This is a genomic window from Gordonia rubripertincta (assembly GCF_038024875.1).
Lineage (GTDB): Bacteria > Actinomycetota > Actinomycetes > Mycobacteriales > Mycobacteriaceae > Gordonia > Gordonia rubripertincta.
The window spans coordinates 3,019,300-3,039,810 of record NZ_CP136136.1; the positions used below are offsets into that span (position 1 = coordinate 3,019,300).

14 protein-coding genes and 2 pseudogenes are annotated in these 20,511 nt (G+C 69.2%); 6 read left to right on the top strand and 10 right to left on the bottom strand.

The window, feature by feature from the left end; translation table 11 throughout:
• Nucleotides 1-7: 7 nt before the first annotated feature.
• Nucleotides 8-1,405, bottom strand: coding sequence for a type VII secretion-associated serine protease mycosin (gene mycP, locus RVF83_RS13745; RefSeq protein WP_005195800.1), 1,398 nt, complete (start codon nt 1,403-1,405; stop codon nt 8-10).
• Entirely contained in the window at nt 1,405-2,958 is a 1,554-nt protein-coding gene (gene eccD, locus RVF83_RS13750) for a type VII secretion integral membrane protein EccD (RefSeq protein ID WP_039880056.1), read from the bottom strand. Before eccD ends, mycP begins: the two co-directional genes overlap by 1 nt.
• 101 nt (nt 2,959-3,059) lie before the next feature.
• Between eccD and RVF83_RS13755 the strand changes: the two genes are divergently transcribed.
• From RVF83_RS13755 to RVF83_RS13780, 6 genes and pseudogenes are all read left to right on the top strand, one after another.
• The gene (locus RVF83_RS13755) at nt 3,060-7,154 is read left to right on the top strand and encodes a type VII secretion protein EccC (protein WP_005195804.1); all 4,095 of its coding nucleotides are present in this window, start codon (nt 3,060-3,062) and stop codon (nt 7,152-7,154) included.
• 12 nt (nt 7,155-7,166) lie between these two features.
• Nucleotides 7,167-8,480 (top strand): type VII secretion-associated protein, encoded by a 1,314-nt coding sequence (locus RVF83_RS13760; RefSeq protein ID WP_005195806.1) that lies wholly within the window; start codon nt 7,167-7,169, stop codon nt 8,478-8,480.
• A gap of 179 nt (nt 8,481-8,659) precedes the next feature.
• Complete coding sequence (gene rplM / locus RVF83_RS13765; protein ID WP_005195808.1) at nt 8,660-9,103, top strand: 50S ribosomal protein L13; 444 nt, start codon at nt 8,660-8,662, stop codon at nt 9,101-9,103.
• Nucleotides 9,100-9,621, top strand: coding sequence for a 30S ribosomal protein S9 (gene rpsI / locus RVF83_RS13770; protein WP_005195810.1), 522 nt, complete (start codon nt 9,100-9,102; stop codon nt 9,619-9,621). The genes rplM and rpsI overlap by 4 nt, the downstream gene beginning before the upstream one ends.
• A 2-nt stretch (nt 9,622-9,623) precedes the next feature.
• Nucleotides 9,624-10,968, top strand: a pseudogene (glmM, locus tag RVF83_RS13775) (phosphoglucosamine mutase).
• The gene (locus RVF83_RS13780) at nt 10,965-11,687 is read left to right on the top strand and encodes an HAD family hydrolase (protein ID WP_005195814.1); all 723 of its coding nucleotides are present in this window, start codon (nt 10,965-10,967) and stop codon (nt 11,685-11,687) included. Before glmM ends, RVF83_RS13780 begins: the two are co-directional and overlap by 4 nt.
• 7 nt (nt 11,688-11,694) lie before the next feature.
• Here the strand turns inward: RVF83_RS13780 and RVF83_RS13785 are convergent, their stop codons facing one another.
• The 8 genes and pseudogenes from RVF83_RS13785 to RVF83_RS13820 form a co-directional block, all read right to left on the bottom strand.
• Complete coding sequence (locus RVF83_RS13785; RefSeq protein WP_005195816.1) at nt 11,695-12,447, bottom strand: SDR family NAD(P)-dependent oxidoreductase; 753 nt, start codon at nt 12,445-12,447, stop codon at nt 11,695-11,697.
• Nucleotides 12,448-12,486: 39 nt separating this feature from the next.
• Nucleotides 12,487-13,773, bottom strand: a complete 1,287-nt coding sequence (locus RVF83_RS13790) for an acyl-CoA dehydrogenase family protein (protein WP_006866018.1) — start codon at nt 13,771-13,773, stop codon at nt 12,487-12,489.
• Nucleotides 13,774-14,142: 369 nt separating this feature from the next.
• A pseudogene (locus RVF83_RS13795) lies at nt 14,143-14,931 on the bottom strand (phosphotransferase family protein); the annotation flags it as partial.
• 86 nt (nt 14,932-15,017) lie between these two features.
• On the bottom strand, nt 15,018-16,874 hold the full coding sequence (locus RVF83_RS13800; protein ID WP_005195818.1) for a GAF domain-containing protein: 1,857 nt from the start codon (nt 16,872-16,874) through the stop codon (nt 15,018-15,020).
• 64 nt (nt 16,875-16,938) lie between these two features.
• Complete coding sequence (locus RVF83_RS13805; RefSeq protein WP_005195819.1) at nt 16,939-18,249, bottom strand: bifunctional 3,4-dihydroxy-2-butanone-4-phosphate synthase/GTP cyclohydrolase II; 1,311 nt, start codon at nt 18,247-18,249, stop codon at nt 16,939-16,941.
• Nucleotides 18,246-18,746 carry a flavin reductase family protein gene (locus RVF83_RS13810; protein ID WP_005195820.1) on the bottom strand — a complete coding sequence of 167 codons (501 nt, stop codon included), beginning with the start codon at nt 18,744-18,746 and terminating at the stop codon, nt 18,246-18,248. The genes RVF83_RS13805 and RVF83_RS13810 overlap by 4 nt, the downstream gene beginning before the upstream one ends.
• A gap of 83 nt (nt 18,747-18,829) precedes the next feature.
• Nucleotides 18,830-19,921, bottom strand: a complete 1,092-nt coding sequence (locus tag RVF83_RS13815) for an LLM class flavin-dependent oxidoreductase (RefSeq protein ID WP_005195821.1) — start codon at nt 19,919-19,921, stop codon at nt 18,830-18,832.
• Between the two features lie 74 nt (nt 19,922-19,995).
• Nucleotides 19,996-20,418: a nuclear transport factor 2 family protein gene (locus RVF83_RS13820; protein ID WP_005195822.1), complete on the bottom strand. Its 423-nt coding sequence runs from the start codon at nt 20,416-20,418 to the stop codon at nt 19,996-19,998.
• Nucleotides 20,419-20,511 lie beyond the last annotated feature (93 nt).

Sequence of the window (20,511 nt, forward strand, 5' to 3'; positions counted from 1 at the left end):
TCGCTGCTCAGAACTCGTCGGGATCGAGCTTGCGAACCCGACGGTGGGGCAGTGCGATGGCCAGGACCGCAGCGATGACCGCGGCGCCGATCCCTGCCCCGGCGACGGCCACGTTGCGCGCCGTGTGATCCGGCGGCGCCGGTGGTGCGGGCGCGGCGATCGGGGCCGACTGCGGCCGGGCCTGTACCTCGACGGGTATCTCCGCGGTGAGTGCCGCGACCGGGTCGACGACACCGTGACCGATGCGCTGGTCGTGACCGGTTCCCGGGGCATGGGCGGTCGCGATGATGCGATCCATCACCTCCCGCGCGCTCAGTTCAGGGAACCGCGCGCGGACGAGCGCGGCGGTGCCGGCCACATAGGGGGCGGCGAAACTCGTGCCGATCAGCGGCAGCGGACCTTCCTCGCCGCGTTGCGCAGACACCAGCCGGTTCGATCCCCTCGCACTGTCGAGGCTCACGATGTCGGTGCCCGGTGCGGCCACCCCGACCCACGGGCCGTGCAGGCTGAAATCGCTCGGCGTGCCGCTCGCGGCGTCGACCGAGCCGACGGTGAGGACATAGGGCGAGTACCACGCGGGGCTCGCGATGGTCGTGACCGAGCCCCAGTCAGTGGGATCGCCGGCCGCGGGTGCCGGGTTCTGCGAGCGGCACGCGCCGTCCCGGGTGACGTTGCCGGCCGCCGCCACCACGACGACGTCACGCTCGTAGGCGTACCGGATCGCCGCCCCGAGAGCGCGGTCGTCGACCTTGTCCGCCGACGAGGCGCACGCGACCTCGGAGATGTTGATGACCGTGGCGCGCAGGTCGACGGCCCGCACGATTGCGTGCGCGAGCGTGCGGACGGAGCCGAATCCGGAGCCCACGGACGGCGCGGAATCGTCGTCGCGTCGGTTGTTCCTCGCTTTGAATGCACTGCTGGACTGGCGGATTCCGATGATCGATGCCGCGGGTGCGACCCCGGCGAAGGCATCGGAGCCACTCGGGCGTGCGGCGATGATCCCGGCGACGAGCGTGCCGTGGGCGTCGCAGTCCTCGAGCCCGGTGCCGCCGGAGACATAGTCGCCGCCCGCGGTGACGCGTCCCAGGCGCGGGTGCGGGGTGACGCCGGTGTCGATGACGGCCACCCGCTGCCCGGCGCCGCGGCTGAAGCGCCACGCCTCCTCGAGATTCATCATCGACTGTGCAGCAGTCGGATTCGCGGTGGTGCGGGTGAGGGTCGCGGTGTTGCAGAGATGGCTCTGCTCGGTCGGTTCCGGCGGTGCGACCGGTGCCGAACGGATCAGTGCCGAGGAGTCGACGCGCGGCGGGGTCACCGCGGCGGCGGGGGAGGAGGTCAACCCGAGGAGGGTCGCGGTCAGCGTCAGCGCGAGGGGCATCGCGACCCGGGGTGTGGCCCGGGGCATCAGATGTCCCGGACGATCCGGTACAGATCGAGCAACCACAGCAACAGCGGGACGATGAGCGCGACGAGGATGTACTCGCTGATCTCCGCCCAGCGGCGAATCACCGGGGAGAAGTCCTGGTGCGGTGCGACGACTCCGAAGACGAGCGCGGCGACGAGGACGGCGCCGCCCAGCGCGAAGGAGATGATCGGCCACTGGCCGTCCCCGAACGCCAGGCCCACCAGCAGTGCGAGCACCACGAGCGAACCGCCGATGATGAGGATCGCCGCCTGGAAGAGGTCGCTGTGGGAGCGGCCGCGCAGGCAGAGGACCACGCCGATGATCGCGGCGTAGGCGGCGTTCTTCCACTCGAAGCCGGCGAGGGGAGCGGCGGTGAGCACCGCCGAGATCGCCACGACGGCGGTGAGGCCGCCGACGATGCCCGTCAGGTACGCGTTGGCGATGTAGGAGCGTCGTTCCAGTGCATCGGCTTTCGGCAGGGCGGTGGCCCCGATCGCGCCGATGCCCTCGATGGACGGCTGCGGTTCGATGTCCTTGACGTCGATCGCTGCGCCCGCGGTGGGCACCGGCGGGAGCGGCAGCTTGGCGAGCAGGATGGTCAGTCGCGGGGCGAGTCCGATCAGCAGCAGTCCGACCGCTGCCACCACGGCCGCGACATCGGAGATGTCGGCGTCGAGGAGCAGACGCGCGCCGCAACCGAGTGCGCCGACGACGGCGGCGCTGGTCACCGCGCTGTGGGCGGTCGCACCGACCGCGGTCAGCCGGTAGGTGATGACCGCGGTGACCAGGGTGAGGGTGAATCCGAGTGTCAGATGCGCGGCACCGTAGGAACCGGGTGTGAGGATCATGCCGGTCACGAACGCCATCGGCGCCGCACACACGGACAGGATCGTTGAGGTGAGCTGGTCGCGGTAGTAGCGCGCGACGATCGTCGCCGCGGTGACGAGCCCGATCACCGCGAGCCCGGACCCTCCCGCGGGCCACAGCGCACCGCTGTCGATCCGGCTCGCGGCCAGCCCGGCCCCGGCGGCGACCGCCGCGACGAGGGCCAATGCATGACCCACGTATCGCGCCGAGGTCGCGGTCCAGCCCACGAACTGTGACTCGTTCAGCCGCGCAACGGCATCGACCACGTCGTCGAAGAGGACGGGTGACTCGCCGGTGCGGGTGGAGGTCAGCAGGAGGAGGTCGCCGTCGCGGATGCCCGACTCCGACAGCGAACGGTGCAGGGGGAGCGGTTCCTGCCCGACGAGGGCGAGGGTCCAGCGGTTCTGCCGGTCATGCGGACGCCCGCGGCCGCGGGAATCGGCGTCGGGGTCGTCCGGGTCGTGCCGGGAGGGGTTGCGCGACTCGATCTGCGCGACGAGGTCGCCGATGAGTCCGGCGATCGGGATGCCGGCGGGTAGGCCGACATCGAGCTGGGTGTTGCCACCCAGCACCGAAACACGAACGAGTTGCGGCTCCACCGAGGTGTCCGAGCGCTGCCGGTCACCGCCGGTGCCGTCCGCGGCGGTCGTCGGGTGTCCCGGTGCGAATCCGTCCACAGGTGCCATACAGCTCAGTCCTCCCCCAAGGGTTCAGCAGCTAACATAGCCAACTTCAGCGGGTTCGCCCGCCAGGGGATGCACAGCTCGAAAGTGTCAGGGGGGATCGAGTGGTCACGACCACTGAGGGGTTCGTGCGTCGGCCACGCATCACGCCGCCGCGCATGCCCGGGGGTGAGGTCAACATCCAGGCGCCGCCCGACGTCCCTCGCGTGGTACCCGGCAATCTGCTCGTCAAGCTGCTGCCCGTGGTCATGATCGTCGCCGTCGTCGGCATGATCGCGTTGATGATGGTCACCGGCGGCCGCAACATCCTGACCAACCCGCTGTTCATGATGTTCCCGCTGATGATGCTCATGTCGATGTTCGGCATGTTCGCCGCCGGCGGGCGCAGCGGCGGCAAGCGCGCCGCAGAACTCAACGAAGAGCGCAAGGACTACTTCCGTTACCTCGGTCAGCTGCGCGGCCAGGTCTTCGACACCGTCGAGAACCAGCGCGCCGCCCGCACCTGGAGTCATCCCGACCCGCACGCCCTGCTCGACGTCGTCGGCAGCCGGCGCATGTGGGAGCGGCGCCCCGCCGACAACGACTTCGCCCATGTGCGAGTGGGAGTCGGGGTCCAACGCCTGGCCACCCGCCTGATGCCGCCGGAGACCGGGCCCCTCGAGGACATCGAACCGGTGTCGATGGTCGCGCTACGTCGGTTCGTGCGCACCCATTCCGCGGTCTACAGCCTGCCCCGGTCGATCTCGCTGCGCGGCTTCCCGGCGATCAACATCGAGGGCGCGCGGCAGGAGACCCGCGAACTCGTCCGTTCGATGATCCTCGAGCTGTGCGCCTTCCACGGTCCCGACCACCTCCACATCGGCATCGTCACCGGCGACCCGGCCGGTGAGGCCTGGGACTGGGCCAAATGGCTTCCGCACGTGGGGCATCCGACGCTGCGCGACGGGATCGGTCCGATGCGGATGATCTATCCGACGCTGGCCGACCTCGAGAACGCGCTGGCCGCAGACCTTCTCGAGCGAGGCCGGTTCAGCAGGTCCGCCCCGCCGAGCGGGAACCGTGCCCACCTGGTCGTCGTCATCGACGACGGCTACGTCGCCGGCGACGAACGCGTCCTCAGCTCGGCCGGCATGGAGGGTGTCACGGTCCTCGACCTGACCGCACCGCCGGACGGCCTCGCGGTCCGACGCGGGCTGCAGCTCGTGGTGCGCGGCGGCAAGGTGTCGGCCCGGAGTGCCGCGGGTGTCGAGGAATTCGCCGACATGGATTCGCTGACCGTCGCCGAGGCGGAGGCGATCGCCCGCCGCATGGCCCGTTACCGGCTGGCGACCGCGGCGACCCTGGCGAATCTGGAATCCGAGGCGACGTCCACCGATCCGGGCCTGCCCGCACTCCTCGGCATCGACGACGCCGCCCGTTTCGACCCGGCCACCGCCTGGCGTGGACGCACCGGCCGCGAACGTCTGCGGGTGCCGATCGGTTACACGCCGAGCGGCGCACCCGTCGAACTCGACATCAAGGAGAGCGCGCACGGCGGCATGGGACCGCACGGTCTGTGTATCGGTGCGACCGGTTCGGGTAAATCGGAGTTCCTGCGAACCCTTGTCCTCGCCATGCTGGCGACGCATTCGCCGACCGAGCTGAACCTGGTGCTCGTCGACTTCAAGGGTGGCGCAACATTTCTCGGTCTCGAGTCCGCGCCGCACGTCGCGGCGATCATCACCAACCTCGAGCAGGAACTGTCGATGGTCGACCGTATGAAGGATGCGCTGTCGGGAGAGATGAACCGCCGCCAGGAGGTCCTGCGGGCGGCGGGCAACTACGCCAACGTCGCCGACTACGAGCGGGCCCGCGCCTCGGGTGTGCGTCTCGAGCCGCTGCCTGCGCTGTTCATCGTCGTCGACGAGTTCTCCGAATTGCTCTCGCAGAAACCCGATTTCGCCGAGCTGTTCGTCGCGATCGGCCGGTTGGGCCGTTCGTTGCACATCCACCTGCTACTGGCCTCACAGCGCCTGGAGGAGGGCAAGCTCCGCGGCCTCGACTCCCACCTGTCGTACCGGATCGGGTTGAAGACCTTCTCCGCCAACGAGTCCCGGTCGGTGCTCGGCGTCCCCGACGCCTACCACCTGCCCAGCGTGCCCGGCTCGGCCTATCTGAAGTGCGACTCGGATGACCCGGTCCGCTTCACCACCTCGTACGTCTCGGGTCCGTACTACTCGCCGACCGTGGCCGATGACTCCGCGGATGCCGTGGCGCCGGGTTCGCCGCGACTGGGAAACCTCAAGGTCTTCACCGCACTGCCGGTGCCGCTCGACGAGGGTTCGCCGCGGTCGCTGCTGGACCAGGCGGCGAGCCTGCTCGACGAGGAGCCCCCGGCCCTCGACGCGGCGGCGCCCGGCGACCCGGTCGGCTTCGAACCGACCTCGGTGCCGGTCCCGACGCTGATGCAGACCATCATCGGCCGCATGGAGGGTGTCGGCCCGCCGGCGCACCAGGTGTGGCTGGACCCGCTCGACAAGTCGCCGACCGTGGCACACCTGGTGGGTGCGCGCGACTGGACCAAGCCGGTGGTCCCCGGGAATCTCGCGCTGCCGATCGGTCTGGTCGACCGCCCCTACGACCAGCGACGCGACCCGCTGGTCGTCGACCTCTCCGGCGCGGCCGGCAGCGTGGCGGTGGTCGGCGGACCACAGTCGGGTAAGTCGACGACGCTGCGGACGATCATCATGACCGCGGCCGCCACCCACACCCCGGAACAGGTGCAGTTCTACTGCCTGGACTTCGGCGGCGGCAGTCTCGCCGGTCTCGCCGGACTCCCGCACGTCGGTTCGGTGGCATCCCGCGGCGACATGGACGCCGTCCGTCGCACCGTGGCCGAGGTCGGGGCGATCATCCGGGCGCGCGAGCTGTTGTTCGCCCGTCTGGGCGTCGAGTCCATGCGCGACTACCGGGCCCGCCGCGCGGCCTGGTTCGCCACCGGGACCGTCGCACCCGACGACCCGCTGGCCGGCGACCGCTTCGGCGACGTCTTCTTCGTGCTCGACGGAATCGGTGTGCTGCGTTCCGAACTGGAGTCGCTGGAGGAACAGATCACCACGATCGTCTCCCAGGGTCTGTCCTTCGGCGTCCACGTCATCGTCAGTGCGTCGCGATGGGCCGAGATCCGTCCGGCGGTGCGCGACCTGCTGGGCACACGTATCGAACTGCGCCTCGGCGATCCGACGGATTCGGAGATGGGCCGTCGCGCCGCCGCGGGTGTCCCGCAGAACCGTCCCGGCCGCGGTCTCACCGCGGAGGAACTGCACATGCTGATCGCGCTGCCGCGGCTCGACGCGGTCAGCAGCGCCGAGTCGCTGCCCGCCGGCGTCGCGGCGTCGGCGGAGAAACTGGCCGCCGCGTACCCGGGCCGGTCGGCGATGCCGGTGCGCAAGCTGAGCACCGAGATCGAGATGGCGGCGGTGCAGAACGGGCTCGCCGCGGCCGGGGTCTCGTTGTCGCTCAACCAGGTCGCGATCGGTGTCGGCGAACTCGAGCTGGCCCCGGTGGTCCTCGACTTCAACGCCCAGCCGCACTTCATGGTCTTCGCCGACGTCGAGCACGGGAAGACCAACGTGCTGCGTGCGATCGTCCGCGGACTCGTCGCCGGCGGGACCCCGGAGCAGGTGAAGATCGCCTTCATCGACTACCGCCGCACGATGCTCGGCATCGTCGACGGCGATCACCTCGCGGGCTATGCGAGTTCACACGACAACGCGATGACGCTGATGAACCAGTTGGCGGTCTACCTGAAGGGCTGCATGCCCCCCGACGACGTGACCGTCGCGCAGCTGCGGGAGCGTTCGTGGCTGGAGGGCAAGCCGGAGGTCTACCTCGTCGTCGACGACTACGACATGGTGTCCACCTCGGCGGGCAACCCGCTGCTGCCGGTCATCGAGTTCGCGTCGCACGCGCGGGACATCGGGTTCCACATCATCCTGGCCCGCCGTTCCGGTGGCCTCGGCCGGGCGATGTTCGATCCGGTGATCGCACGATTGAAGGACCTGTCGTCGGACATGCTGCTGATGAGCGGCGACCGGGACGAGGGTTTCATCACCGGGCGCAGCCGCATGCAGCGGTTGGTCCCCGGACGCGGTGAGCTGGTCTCCCGCGTGCGTCCGCAGGAGATGATCCAGGTCGCGCTCGTGCCGGCCGAGGACTGACGACGATCTGCGATGGCTGAGGCAGGTGCGGGCGTGAGCGGGATACGGCGGCGTCCCGCAATCGTCGACCTCGCGTACGGCCGACCCAGGATCTTCGAACCCGGTAGCGGCGCAAGGGATTCCGGGCTCGACCTGCGTCCGCTCCTCGATGCCGTGGACGAGATGACGGTGGTCGCCGACGGCCGGCGGCACCACCTGCGGCAGGCGTGGCAGATGGCCTTCGCCGACCTGGGGATCGCGGCCGAGGCCGAACATCCGCTCATCGTCGGGCATCCGAGCACCTGGGGACCGCGACGCGCGTCGTCGCTGGCCGACGTGGGTGGAGGTGCCCCGCTCACGCTCCTCCCGCGTGCGGTCCTCGTCGCGCGCAGCCACGCCGACATCACGGTGCAGCGCTGTGCCGTGGTCGAGACCACGCACATCCCGACGCCGCCCGCCGATCCCGCCCGTCCGCGACCGGCGGCGTGGGACGTGCAGATCGTGCGGCGGCACCCCGAGGGCTGGCTTCTCGAACGTTCCGGGCTGATCGAGCCGGGGGAGCAGGGGACCGAGGGCCTCACGATCATCGACGACGCGGTCGAGGCGGTCTTCGTCGACGGCGACGACCCCGCGGAGGTGGCGGCGGCGGTCGGCCTGGTCGCCGAGCACGCGATCGCGGGCCGTGTCGTTCCGGTGGACCGCGACCTCGTCGTCCGTCTCGGCCGGCGGACCGGAGGTGTCGCCGACGACGCCGTGCCGGTGGTCGCCGACCCCGCGGAGCCGGCGACGGCCGTGTCGACGCGGCGGAGCCGCCGGATGCTGGCCGGTGCGGCAGCCGCGGCGGTGATCGTCGTCGCCGGCGCGTTCGCGGTCGGCTGGTGGCAGCGGGACGACCCGGCACCGGCGGCCTCCGAGGTCGCCGTCGGGCGCGCCACGCTGTCGGTTCCCGGTGGTTGGCGGCAGAGCGGACAGGACACACCCGGCGACACCACCGACGACCCGACCACGCGGCGCGCGGTGTTCGTCTCCGAGGCCGACGGCCGCCGGATCATCGCGGTGCTGACCGAACTGCGCGACGGCTCGACCCCGCAGTCGGTCGCCACCAGCCTCCGCAACCGGATCGAGCAACGGGGCGACGACGTCGTCACCGAGTTCTCCGCCGACACCCGATACGCCGGGCGACACGTCATCAGCTACCGGGAGGCGCCGGCCTCGGGCAGCTCCATCCGCTGGTATGTCATCGTCGACGACGGGCTGCAGGTGTCCATCGGCTGTCAGGCGGGATCGGCCGCCGAGTCGCTGGACGAAGAGTGCGCGCGAGCCGTCGGCTCGGTACGGGTGGGGTGAGCCCCGTCGGGCGTTTTGACCCTGACCTGCGCGGTCGCGTAACCTGGATCGCTGGTGCTCGGCGCCTGTCGCACACGCGTGTGTACAGGCAGAAGAGGCCCGGGTCCCCACTGGTCGCCGGGAACAACCTCCGCCGTGCACCCGACCAGCACCCTAAAGACAAGAGTTGAGGACCAACTGTGCCTACCTACACCCCGAAGGCCGGTGACATCACGCGTACGTGGCACGTCATCGACGCCACCGACGTGGTGCTCGGCCGGCTGGCCGTGCAGACCGCGAACCTGCTCCGCGGCAAGCACAAGCCGACCTACGCCCCGCACATGGACGGTGGCGACTTCGTCATCATCATCAACGCGGAGAAGGTTGCGCTGACCAGCAACAAGGCCGAGCGCAAGCTGAACTACACCCACTCGGGGCATCCCGGTGGCCTGAAGTCCCGCACCACCGCCGAGCTGCTCGAGACCTTCCCCGAGCGCGTCATCGAGAAGGCCGTCAAGGGCATGCTGCCCTCGAACAAGCTCGGTCGCGCCATGGCTTCGAAGCTGAAGGTCTACGCAGGCCCGAATCATCCGCACGCGGCCCAGCGCCCCGTCCCCTTCGAGATCAAGCAGGTGGCCCAGTGACCAACGAGAACATCAACGAGGCCGTCGAAGAAGCTGTCGAGGTCGTCGAGGCCGTGGAGGCCGTCGAGGCTGCTGCTGACGACTACGACGCCGCTCCGGCCGTCGAAGACGTCCGCGAGCCGATCGTGATCGACCGCCCGATCCAGACCGTCGGCCGCCGCAAAGAAGCCGTCGTCCGCGTTCGCCTGATGCCGGGCACCGGTGAGTTCAAGCTCAACGGCCGCTCCTTGGAGGAGTACTTCCCCAACAAGGTGCACCAGCAGCTGATCAAGGCTCCGCTGGTTCTCGTCGAGCGCACCGAGTCGTTCGACATCTTCGCCAAGCTCGTCGGTGGCGGCCCCTCGGGCCAGGCCGGCGCGCTGCGTCTCGCCATCGCCCGTGCCCTCATCGAGGTCACCCCGGAGGATCGTCCCGCCCTCAAGAAGGCCGGCTACCTCACCCGTGACCCGCGTGCGGTCGAGCGCAAGAAGTACGGCCTGAAGAAGGCCCGCAAGGCGTCGCAGTACTCCAAGCGCTGATCTTGGCACGCCTTTTCGGTACCGACGGCGTCCGAGGCCTGGCCAACGCCGAGCTCACTCCCGAGCTCGCGTTGCGCCTGGCCTCGGCCGCCGCGGTCGTTTTCGAAGACATATCGGACGATTCCACGCGCCGTCCGCGCGCGGTGGTCGGTCGTGATCCGCGTGCTTCCGGCGAGATGCTGGAAGCCGCCGTGTGCGCCGGACTCGCCGCGACCGGCGTCGACGCCATCCGCGTCGGCACCGTGCCCACCCCGGCGGTCGCGTTCCTGACCGCGGACTACCGCGCCGACTTCGGCGTGATGATCTCCGCGTCGCACAATCCCATGCCCGACAACGGCATCAAGTTCTTCTCCGCCGGCGGGCACAAGCTCGACGACGAGATCGAGGACCGCATCGAAGCGGCGATGGGCGAGGAGTTCATCCGGCCCATCGGTGCCGCGGTCGGTCGCGTCCTCGACGCACCGGACGCCGGGGACCGCTACCGCCGGCATCTGGCGCAGGCCATCGACGAGCGTCTCGACGGTCTGACGGTCGTCGTCGACTGCGCCCACGGCGCCGCGTCGCAGCTCGCGCCGCTGGCCTACGCCGACGCCGGTGCCAACGTCATCACGATCCACGCCGATCCCGACGGCCTGAACATCAACGCCGACTGCGGGTCGACCCACATGGACAAGCTGCAGGCGGCCGTCCTCGAGCACGGCGCCGATCTCGGACTCGCCCACGACGGCGACGCCGATCGTTGTCTGGCAGTGGATTCCACCGGTGAGATCGTCGACGGCGACGCCATCATGGCGATCCTGGCGACGTCGCTCGCCGACAAGGGCCGTCTGCACGAGAACGTCCTCGTCGCCACCGTCATGAGCAACCTCGGTCTGCACATCGCGATGCGCGAGGCGGGCATCACGGTGCGCACCACCGCCGTCGGTGACCGCTATGTGGTCGAGGAGCTGCGTCGCGGTGGGTACTCGCTCGGCGGCGAACAATCCGGTCACATCGTGGTCCCGGGTTCGGGAACCACCGGTGACGGCATCCTCACCGGCCTGATGATCATGGCCCGCATGGCGGCCACCTCGGCGCGGCTGGCCGACCTGGCCGGCATCGTGACGGTGCTGCCGCAGGAACTCATCAACGTCCGCGTCGCCGACAAGCATGCGGTCGCGGAGTCGCCGGCGGTCAAACAGGCCGTGGCCGACGCCGAGGCCGAACTGGGGTGACTCCGGTCGAGTTCTGTTGCGTCCCTCCGGAACCGAGCAACTCGTCCGGGTCATGGTGGAGGCCGGCACGGCGGAACAGGCGGGCTCGGTCGCCCGCGGTCTCGCCGACGTCGTCGCGGCCGCCGGCGCATGACCGCGGGTCAGACGAACACGGCGAACGCAGTGCGGGCGGTCCTCTTCGACTTCTCCGGCACGCTGTTCCGCTTCGAGGCGCGCGATGACTGGTTCGTCGATCTCCTCGACGACGCGGGCGAGTCGTTCACCCCGGCACGTCAGGCGGATATCATCCGCCGCATGGTCGCGCCGGTCGGCCTGCCCGACGGGATCGAGGGTGACGACCGGACTGCTTGGGAGCGACGGGATCTCGACCCGGAACTGCACCGTGTCGGGTATCTCGCGCTGCTGCGTACGGTCGGCTTGAGCCATCCCGGTCACGCCAACGCTCTCTACGACCGGGTCCTCGACCCGGAGTCGTGGGTGCCGTTCGCCGACACCGTCGAGGTGCTGACGCGTCTGGCTGACGCCGGGGTGCCGGTCGGCATCGTCAGCAACATCGCCTTCGATCTGCGCAAAGTCCTTGCCCTGCACGGCATCGACCACGTCGTCGACGCGTATGCGCTCTCCTATGAGGTCGGCGCCATCAAACCCGACCCGCGCATCTTCCGCGCCGCACTCGACGCGATCGGCGTGCCGGCCGGCGATGTGCTCATGGTCGGGGACAGCGAGAAGGCCGACGGCGGCGCACGAGCGCTCGGATGTTCCTTTGCGCTGGTGCACGATGTGCCGCCGGCCGATCGCCCGACCGCGCTGCTCGATGCCGTGACGGCTCACGGCATCGAACTGCGCGCCTGAGCTCCTCTCAGAAGTTGCCCTTGGCGGCCCAGCCGCCGTCGACCGGGTAGATCTCGCCGGTCAGGAAGTCACCCTCACGCATCAGGTAGGCGACCATCGAGGCGATCTCCGACGGGCGGCCCAGTCGACGCACGATGTGCGCGTTGGCGTTCGCCTGCCGCATCTCCTCGGTGATGTCGGCCAGGATCGGGGTGTCGATGGTGCCCGGTGCGATGGCATTGATGAGGATGTTCTGCGGTCCGTACTCGTAGGCCGCCTGCTTGGTCAGACCCACGACCCCGCCCTTGGCCGCCGAGTACGACGCCAGATTCGGCAGACCCCGCAGCGCCGCCATCGACGAGATGTTCACGATGCGGCCGCCGCCGTTGTCGATCATGCCCGGGATGACCGCCCGCATGCCGAGCCACACACCCTTGAGGTCGGTGCCGACGACGAGGTCCCACGCCTCCTCGGTGAGACCGACGACGGTGTCCTCGCTGATCATGTTGACCACACCGGCCACATTGGCCAGGCAGTCGACCGAGCCGCGGGAGGCGGTGATCTGCTCCACCGCCGCCGACCAGTCGTCGGCGACGCGGACGTCGAGACGGACCGCCTCCGGGGAGCCGCCCGCCTCGGCGATCTCCTTGAGAGTGACCTCGCAGTCCTGGATGTCGGCGGCGACCACATGAGCGCCGTCGGCGGCGAGACGGATCGCCGTGGCCTGACCGATGCCTTGTGCCGCGCCGGTGACGATCGCTGTTTTTCCGTTGAGAGACATACGTGTTCGCTTTCTGGTCGGGTCAGTGCGGGGGTGGGATCAGGGTTGTTCGGCGAGAAGCTCGGCGAAGCGGCGCCGGGCGGCCTCGCGGCGGGTGGGGATGTGCTCGGTCGGACGGTCGTCGGCCGGTCGGGTGTAACCCTTCAGGTACTGGCGGGCGACGCTGTCGCGGTGCACCTCGTCGGGGCCGTCGTAGAGGCGGGCGGCGCGCGCGGCCCGGTACATGGACTCCAGCGGCAGGTCCGCGCTGTAACCGAGCGAGCCGTGCACCTGGAGTGCGCGGTCGATGACGTCGTGCAGGATCTTCGCGCCGAAGAACTTGATGAGCGCGATGTCCTTGCGGGCGGCGGCCGTGCCCTCCTCGTCGATACGCCACGCCGCGTGCAGCGTCATGAGACGCAGGGCCTGGATCTCGGCGGCGGAGTCGGCGATGAAGTTGCGGACCGTCTGCTTGTCGGCGAGGACCGAGCCGTGGGCGTAACGGTAGGTGGCGCGTTCACACATCATGTCGAAGGCGCGGCTCGCCTGGCCGATCCAGCGCATGCAGTGATGGATTCGGCCGGGGCCCAGGCGCTTCTGGGCGATGAGGAAGCCGTCGCCGCGGTTGCCGAGCAGAGCGGAGTCGTCGACGCGGACGTCGCGCAGCACGACCTCGCAGTGCGAGCCGTAGGTGTACGGCCGCGGGCGAGGGTTCTCCACCGAGCCGATGTCGCGGACCACGTCGAGACCCGGGGCGTCGATGGGGATGATGAACTGCGAGGTGCGACGGTGGCGTTCGGCGTCGGGATCGGTGACGGCGACGACGATCATGAAGTCCGCGGTCGCGGCGTTGCTGATGAACCACTTGTGGCCGTTGAGAACCCACTGGTCCCCGTCCCGGACCGCGGTGGTCGTGAGGTTCGTCGGATCGGCGCCGGCGTTGTCGGGTTCGGTCAGCGCGAACGACGAGTAGTATTCGCCGGCGAGCAGCGGCTCGAGCCACCGCTTCTTCTGCTCCTCGGTGCCGACCGCGGCGAGGATCTCGCAGTTCCCGGAATCTGGTGCCTGGCAGCCGAACACGAGCGGACCGAACGGGGTGGAACCCAGGATCTCCTGCATCAGGCCGAGCTTGACCTGGCCGTATCCCTGTCCGCCGAGTTCGGGGTCGAGGTGCGCGGCCCACAGGTCGTTGGCCTTGACCTCTTCCTGCAGCGGGGCGATCGCTTTGCGCAACTGATCCCAGTCGAGGTCGAGGGTCTCGAGCGGGAAGACCTCGGTGCGGACGAAATCCCGCATCCAGTCGAGCTTCTTCTGGAAGTCGGGTTCCGTGGAGAAATCCCAGGCCATGGTGGTGTGCTCCGTTTCTGTGGGGTCGGACGAGGTGGGGATCGCGGTTCGATCCGGGGGAGAGGCTGTGTCAGGCGCCGGCGATATCTCGCGGGCGCGGACGAAGAGGCCGTCGGCGTAGCGGTGCAGTCGCTCGCCGACCTTGCGGGGCGCCTTGCCGTCGCAGGAGCGGGCGTAGGTGCCCTCGAGGATGATGCCGAGCTTGAAGCTCGCGAGAACGGTGTACCAGTCCAGGGCGTCGAGGTTCCTCTCGGACCGCTCGGCGTAGCGGGCGATGATCGCGGATCGGTTCGGCAGGTCGCCGGCCTGGCCCAGCGCACTCTCGTAGAGGTCCGGTTGCCGCGGGTCGTCGGGCCAGATGGCCAGCAGCACACCGAGATCGAGCAGCGGGTCGCCGACCGTCGCCATCTCCCAGTCGACGATGGCCGCGACCTCGGGGGTGCGGTGATCGTAGAGGACGTTGGCCACGTGGTAGTCGCCGTGCATGAGCCCGGGCCGGAACTCGGCGGGGCGATTGTCGTCGAGCCAGCCGGCGATCCGGTCGAGATCGGGGAACGTCCCGCCCGGGTATCCCGGTGTGCGCGCGTAACGTTCGTGTTCGGCGAGCCACCGCGGAACCTGTCGTTCGAGGAAGCCGTCCGGTTTGCCGAAGTCGTCGAGACCGATCGCGGAGTGGTCGACGGCCGCCAGACCCGCGAGCGCGTCGACGAGTGCGTAACCCATCGCCTCCCGTCCCTCGGGGGTCGCGGCGTACGCGGCCGGCAGGCTGTCGGCCGCGTTGAACCCCTCGACGGGCTCCATCAGGAAGAAAGTGGCCCCGAGGACGTCGGTGTCGGTGGTGCCGGCGACGAACCGGGGATGTGCGACATCGGTGGAGCTCAGGGCCGACAGCAGCGTCATCTCGCGGGCGATCGCCGCGTTCGACTGCGGGCGCAGGTGCCGGGGACCGCGGCGGAGCACGTAGTCCCGTCCGCCGCGGCTGACGATCACCATGATGTTCTGGGTTCCGCCGTGCAGCGGCCGGAGGTCGATGTCCCCGCCGGGCAGGCCCGTCTCGTCCATCCACGCCGCGAGGGCGGCGGTGTCCACCGGGATCTCGTCGGCGTCGACCCGGATCTGATCGGGGGCGGGACGGTCGGGGATCGTGCTGCGGGCCATGGAATGAACCTATGGCGTGTCCGGCCCGGGGAGAACCATCGTCGTGCGGGCCGGTTGGAGGAATCTCCAATGGGCGTCCTCGCAGGTCACTGACCTGCGAGGTCGAGGACCTGAAAGGCCATCTTCGCCGACAGCAGGCAGTCCAGCGACGTCGGATCGCGTCGTGCGATCTCCTTGATCCGGCCGAGGCGGTACCGGATGGTGTTCTCGTGGACGTCCAGTGTCGTCGCGGTGGCCTGGACCTTACCGTCGGCGGCCACGAAGGCTCGCCAGGTGGCGAGGAGCGTGCCGTCGTCGTGCTGGCGGACGGGTGCGACGAAGGAATGCGCGAAGTGCAGGGCCTCCTTGACGTGACCGCTGGACACGATCACCCGGAACAGGCCGAGTTCGTCGAGGGTCATCACCCGCTCATCCCACCCGAACGACTTTGCCACCGAACCCATCTCGCGTAGGTCGCGATGGGCGTGCGGAAAGTCGACGGGGGTGCGGCAGATGCCGGAGATGAGGGTCGCGCCGAGTGAGAGATCGCCGGAGAGTCGATCGCGGATCGTCGACACGTGGTCGCGGACCCTCCCGACCTCGTCGAGGTCGTCGGACTCCAGGCGGACCATGACGATGACCGCGCCCGGCAGTCGGACAGCCGGCGGCGGGGAGATGGCCATGACCGAGGCGAAGGCGCGGGTGACCAGCGACTGGATCGCCGACGCCGTCAGCCGGTCGGTCGCGTCGTCGACGGTGAACCGAACCAGCACATGGGGATTGGTGAGGTCGATGCCGAACTGCGGGCCGCGTCGGACCAGGTGTTCCTTGTCGCGGCTGTTGCGCAGCAGGTCCGACAGGTAGTCGTCGCGCGCCTGCCCCTCGGTCTCGATCTGCCGGCGCTCGGAGAGCATCTGCAGGGCCAGGACGGTGGCGCCGCGTTCGGCGATGTTCGCGTCGAGGGCCTCGAGGCTGCGGCCCACCTCGACGATGCCGAGGAAACCGGTCTGTCTCCCCTCGATCACCAAGCGGCACATCAGGTGTCGGCGGCCGAGGCCGACCGCCAGCTGCGCCGGGACGATGGCCGACGGCGTGCTTACAGACAGTTCGGCGAGAGCCTGCCGCACCGAGGCGGTGGCCCGCACCTTCTCGCTCATCACCGGGGGAGCGGTCAGCTTCAGCGCCTCCGGCGCGGCCCAGGCGAGTACATCGAAGGAGTTGTTGTAGAGAACCACAGGCTTGGCCGACAACTCCGACAGGAGTTCGACGACGCGGTGGATGTTGGCGCCCTCGAGCACCGCGCTGGTCAGGCGGTGGTGGACGTCGGCGAGGTAGGCCAGGGTGGCGTTGTTCCGCGCGATCTCGGCGGCCTGACCGCGCAGGCGGGTGTTGAGCATCGCCTGGCTGATGAACAGGGCGGACAGGCGCGCGAACAGTTCGGCGACCTCGATGTCCTCGGGGGTGAACTCGTGTTCGCGGCCGCGGCTGTCGACGAAGATCAGGCCGATCACCGCGTCGTCGAAGGTGAGCGGGACGCCGAGCATCGCGCGGACGTCCCAGTGGGTCATCGTCCGGCGGTGGGGGCGCGGGTCGTTGAGGGCGTCGGCGATGACGACGGGCGCGCGGGTGTTGATGACCTCCTGGCTGAACAGGTCGCCGTCGAAGCCGGAGACCTGCCGCTTCACGGCCTCGGTGATGTCGCCGGCGTCCTCGCAGAAGCCCGCGGCACCGCGATAGCTGCCGTTGGCGTGCCGCAGGTAGACCGAGCAACGGGTGACGCCGAGGAGTGCGCAGAGCTTCTGGCCGACCAGGCTGAGGAGGTCCTCGAGCTTGGTGTCGGTGATGGCCTCGGTGGTGATCTCGGCGAAGGCCGCGATGACGTCGCGTTCGCGGCCGGTGGCACGTGCCGACCCGCCCTCGGAATCGATACCGGGATCGACTCCGCGCTCCGCGATGGACGTCATCCGCACGGCCTCCTCACCGACACCTCATGATGAACCTCACAGTAGCAATGTCGTGTGAGTCGCTTCATGCACCTGTCGTCCCGGTCGGCGCCTCTCCCATGACGGTGTCGCCCGACAGCACGTGGCCCATCCGCTCCTTCTTGGTGCGGAGGTACCGGACGTTGTGGGGGGTGGTGACGGTCGGCAGGCCGACGCGCCCGACGATGTCGAGGTCGTGGCCACCGAGCCCGCCGTACTTCGCGGGGTTGTTGGTGATCAGACGGACGCGGCGGATGCCCAGGTCTTTCAGGATCGCGGCGCCCGTGCCGTAGGTGCGCGAATCCACCGGGAGTCCGAGTGCGGTGTTGGCGTCGACGGTGTCGAGGCCCTGCTCCTGGAGTGCATACGCACGGATCTTGTGGCCGAGTCCGATACCTCGGCCCTCGTGGCCGCGCAGGTAGATCACCGCTCCGCAGCCCTCTGCCGCGATGGCCGACAGCGCCTGCTCGAGCTGTGCACCGCAGTCGCAGCGCAGGGAGCCGACGATGTCACCGGTCAGGCATTCGCTGTGCACGCGCACAAGTGCACCCTCGGCGGCGGCGCCGGCGGCGGCCACGTCGCCCATGACGAGGGCCAGGTGTTCGGTGTCGTCGATGTCCGAGCGGTAGGCGACCGCGCGGAAGTCGCCGAACAGGGTCGGCATCGCCGCGGTGGCCATCTGGTGGACGAACGAACCGGCGGCGGTCCGGTGGGCCACGAGGTCGGCGATCCGCAACACCGGCAGTCCGTGGCGTTCGGCGAACTCGAGGAGGTCGTCGCCGCGCCGCATCGTCCCGTCGTCGGCGATGATCTCGCCGATGACCCCGACCTCGCCGGCCCCGGCCATGGTGACCAGGTCGACGGCGGCCTCGGTGTGCCCTGCGCGGGTCAGGACCCCGCCGTCGCGGGCCTGCAGGGGGAAGACGTGTCCGGGGCGGCGCAATTCGCCGGCCGTGGTGGTGTCGGAGGCCAGCGCCCGGACGGTCAGGGCGCGGTCGTGCGCCGAGACCCCGGTGCCGGCGTTCTTGTGATCCACGGTGACGGTGAAGGCGGTGCCGTGCGCGTCCCGGTTGTCCTCGACCATCTGTGGCAGCTCGAGCCGGCGGGCACGCTCAGCGGTCATCGGGGCACAGATGATGCCGGTGGTGTGGCGGATCAGGAACGCCATCTGCTCGTCGGTGATCGACGACGCCGAGCAGATGAGGTCGCCCTCGTTCTCCCGGTCGTCGTCGTCGACCACGACGACGAAACCGCCTGCGGCCACGGCCGCCACCGCGCGGGCGACGGCCTGGGTCGACGCCTCGGTCGCGATGGGGGTCGGGGCGTCGGGGTCCTGGGGGAGAGTGGTCGTGCTCATCGGGCGACCTCGAATGCTCGGTGGGTGCCAAACACCCGGTCGTGGTAGGTGAGGGGTGCGGTGGAGGTGATGCCGGTCTCGACGATGTTGCCCAGGGCGACAACATGATCGCCGCCGTCGACCAGGGAGGCGGTGGTACAGCCCAGCCAGCCCGCGGCACCATCGAGCCGGGGGAGCTCCGCGGAGTCCGACCAGTCGACCCCGTCGAACTTGTCGGCGCCCTTGCGGGCGAACCGCATCGCGACGTCGGCCTGGTCGTGGGCGAGCACGTTGACGCCGAATCGGCCGGTGCGGCGGATGATCGCGAGGAGGTCGGAGCCGCGGTCGAGGGAGACCAGGATCATCGGCGGCCCCATCGACAGCGATGTGAACGCGCTGACCGTGGTGCCGTGCGGCCGCCGGTCGTCGAAGGCCGTGATGACCGCGACGGGGGTGCAGACCTTGGCCATGACCTCTCGGAACCCGAGGGCCACCTGGTCGAGAACGGTTTCGTTCACCGATCCTCCTGCGTGATGTGGGGGTTGGAGTCGCTGCGGCGCCGGGGAAGGGGCCGGCGCCGCAGCGATGGTCGGTCGGCGGATCAGACCGCCGCGGGCGTCTTGGCCTTCATCTTGTGGACCTCGGGGACGACCTTCTCGCCGAAGAGCTTCAGGCTCTTCTCGGCCTCGTCGAAGGGCAGACCGCCGAAGGCGAAGGCCGCGTTGGGGAGGAAGTCGCCGATGAGCTCGTGACGGTAGGCGTACTTCTCGACGCACTGCTCGGGCGTGCCGTAGATGTTCGCCTCGACGTAGGCGTCGGCCGCGGCCTCCATGCCTGCCTCGCGGATCATGTCCGCACCCGCCTGGTAGGTCTCGTAGCCCTTGGTCTCACGCCAGTGCTTGCCGGCGAAGTCGTAGTGCTTGATGACCGACAGGAAGTAGCGGTTGATGTGCTCGTAGGCCAGACGACGGGCTTCCTCTTCGTCCTCGTGGCAGATGACGAAGTCCTGGATGACCGGCGGGCCGGGCTCGACGCCCTGGGCGTCGCGGAACATCTGCTTCCAGCCGTTGATCGCCTCGGCATGCTGCTCGAACGGGAACTGCATGAAGGTCATCATCTGGACGCCGAGGTCGGCGACCACCGGAACCGAGTCGGGCGACATCGCCGCGGCGAAAAGTCGTCCATCCCAGGAGGTGTTCGGGTTCGGAGCCGGCCGCAGGGCGATCTCCTTCTGCGGGTACATCGGGCCGTCGCCGGAGACGACGCCGGTGCGGAGTCCGCGCAGCACCATCTCGGCAGCCTCGTTGAAGCGGGGACGGGCCTCGTCCATGGGGATGCCGAAGGCCTCGTACTCCATCTTCGCCAGGCCGCGACCCATGCCGAGAAGTACACGGCCACCGGACATCTGGTCCAGCATGATGGCCTTCTCCACGACGCGCAACGGATCGTTCCACGGCAGGATCGTGGCGCCGATGCCGAGCTTGACCTTCGAGGTGCGGCCGGCGAGGTAGGACAGGATCGCGAAGTTGTCCGGGCACATCGAGTAGTCGTCGAAGTGGTGCTCCGCCGACCAGACCGAGTCGAAACCGGCCTTCTCGGCCAGTACGCCGAGCTCGAGGTCGCGCAGGAAGACCTCTTCGTCACTCACGTTCTCGTGGTAGTTCTGGAAGACGAGAAGTACGCCGACATCCATTGCATTGACTCCTTGGTTCAAAAGGGTTGGGGAATAAGGGGTTCGGGGGTGTTGCGAATTCCGAGGGGGAGTTCTCAGCCGAGGAAGACCGCGCGGGTGTGCTCGGTGTCCAGGAACTCCTTGACCTCGTGGATCTTTCCGTCGCGGACCACGAAGACGAAGTGGTAGAGGTTGTTGTAGACCTTGCCGTTGTTCATCTCCGAGTACGACTCGGTCTCGACCGCCACGCGTTCTCCCTCGGCGGTGAAGGCGAGCGGGGTGAGCGCGATGGCGCCGGTCTTGGTGGTGGCGGAGAGGCCGGCCAGCATGGCGCCGAACTCCTCTTTGTTCTTGGTTCCGGAGATACCGTCGATCTCCCCGCCCACCCACCAGGTGGCCGTCGGCGCCAGGAAGGACAGGATGGCGTCCACGTCGCCGCGGGAGAACACCTCCATGAACTCCGCGACCAGAGCCTTGTTCTGCTGCTCCGTGCTGACGCTTGCTGTACTGGTTGACACCGATTGGCCTCCTTCTGACCGTCACCCTCCGAGGAAGGCGAGAAACTGTGTGCAACAACGACGTTATTGGTCGCTGTGGCGTGAGTCACCCTC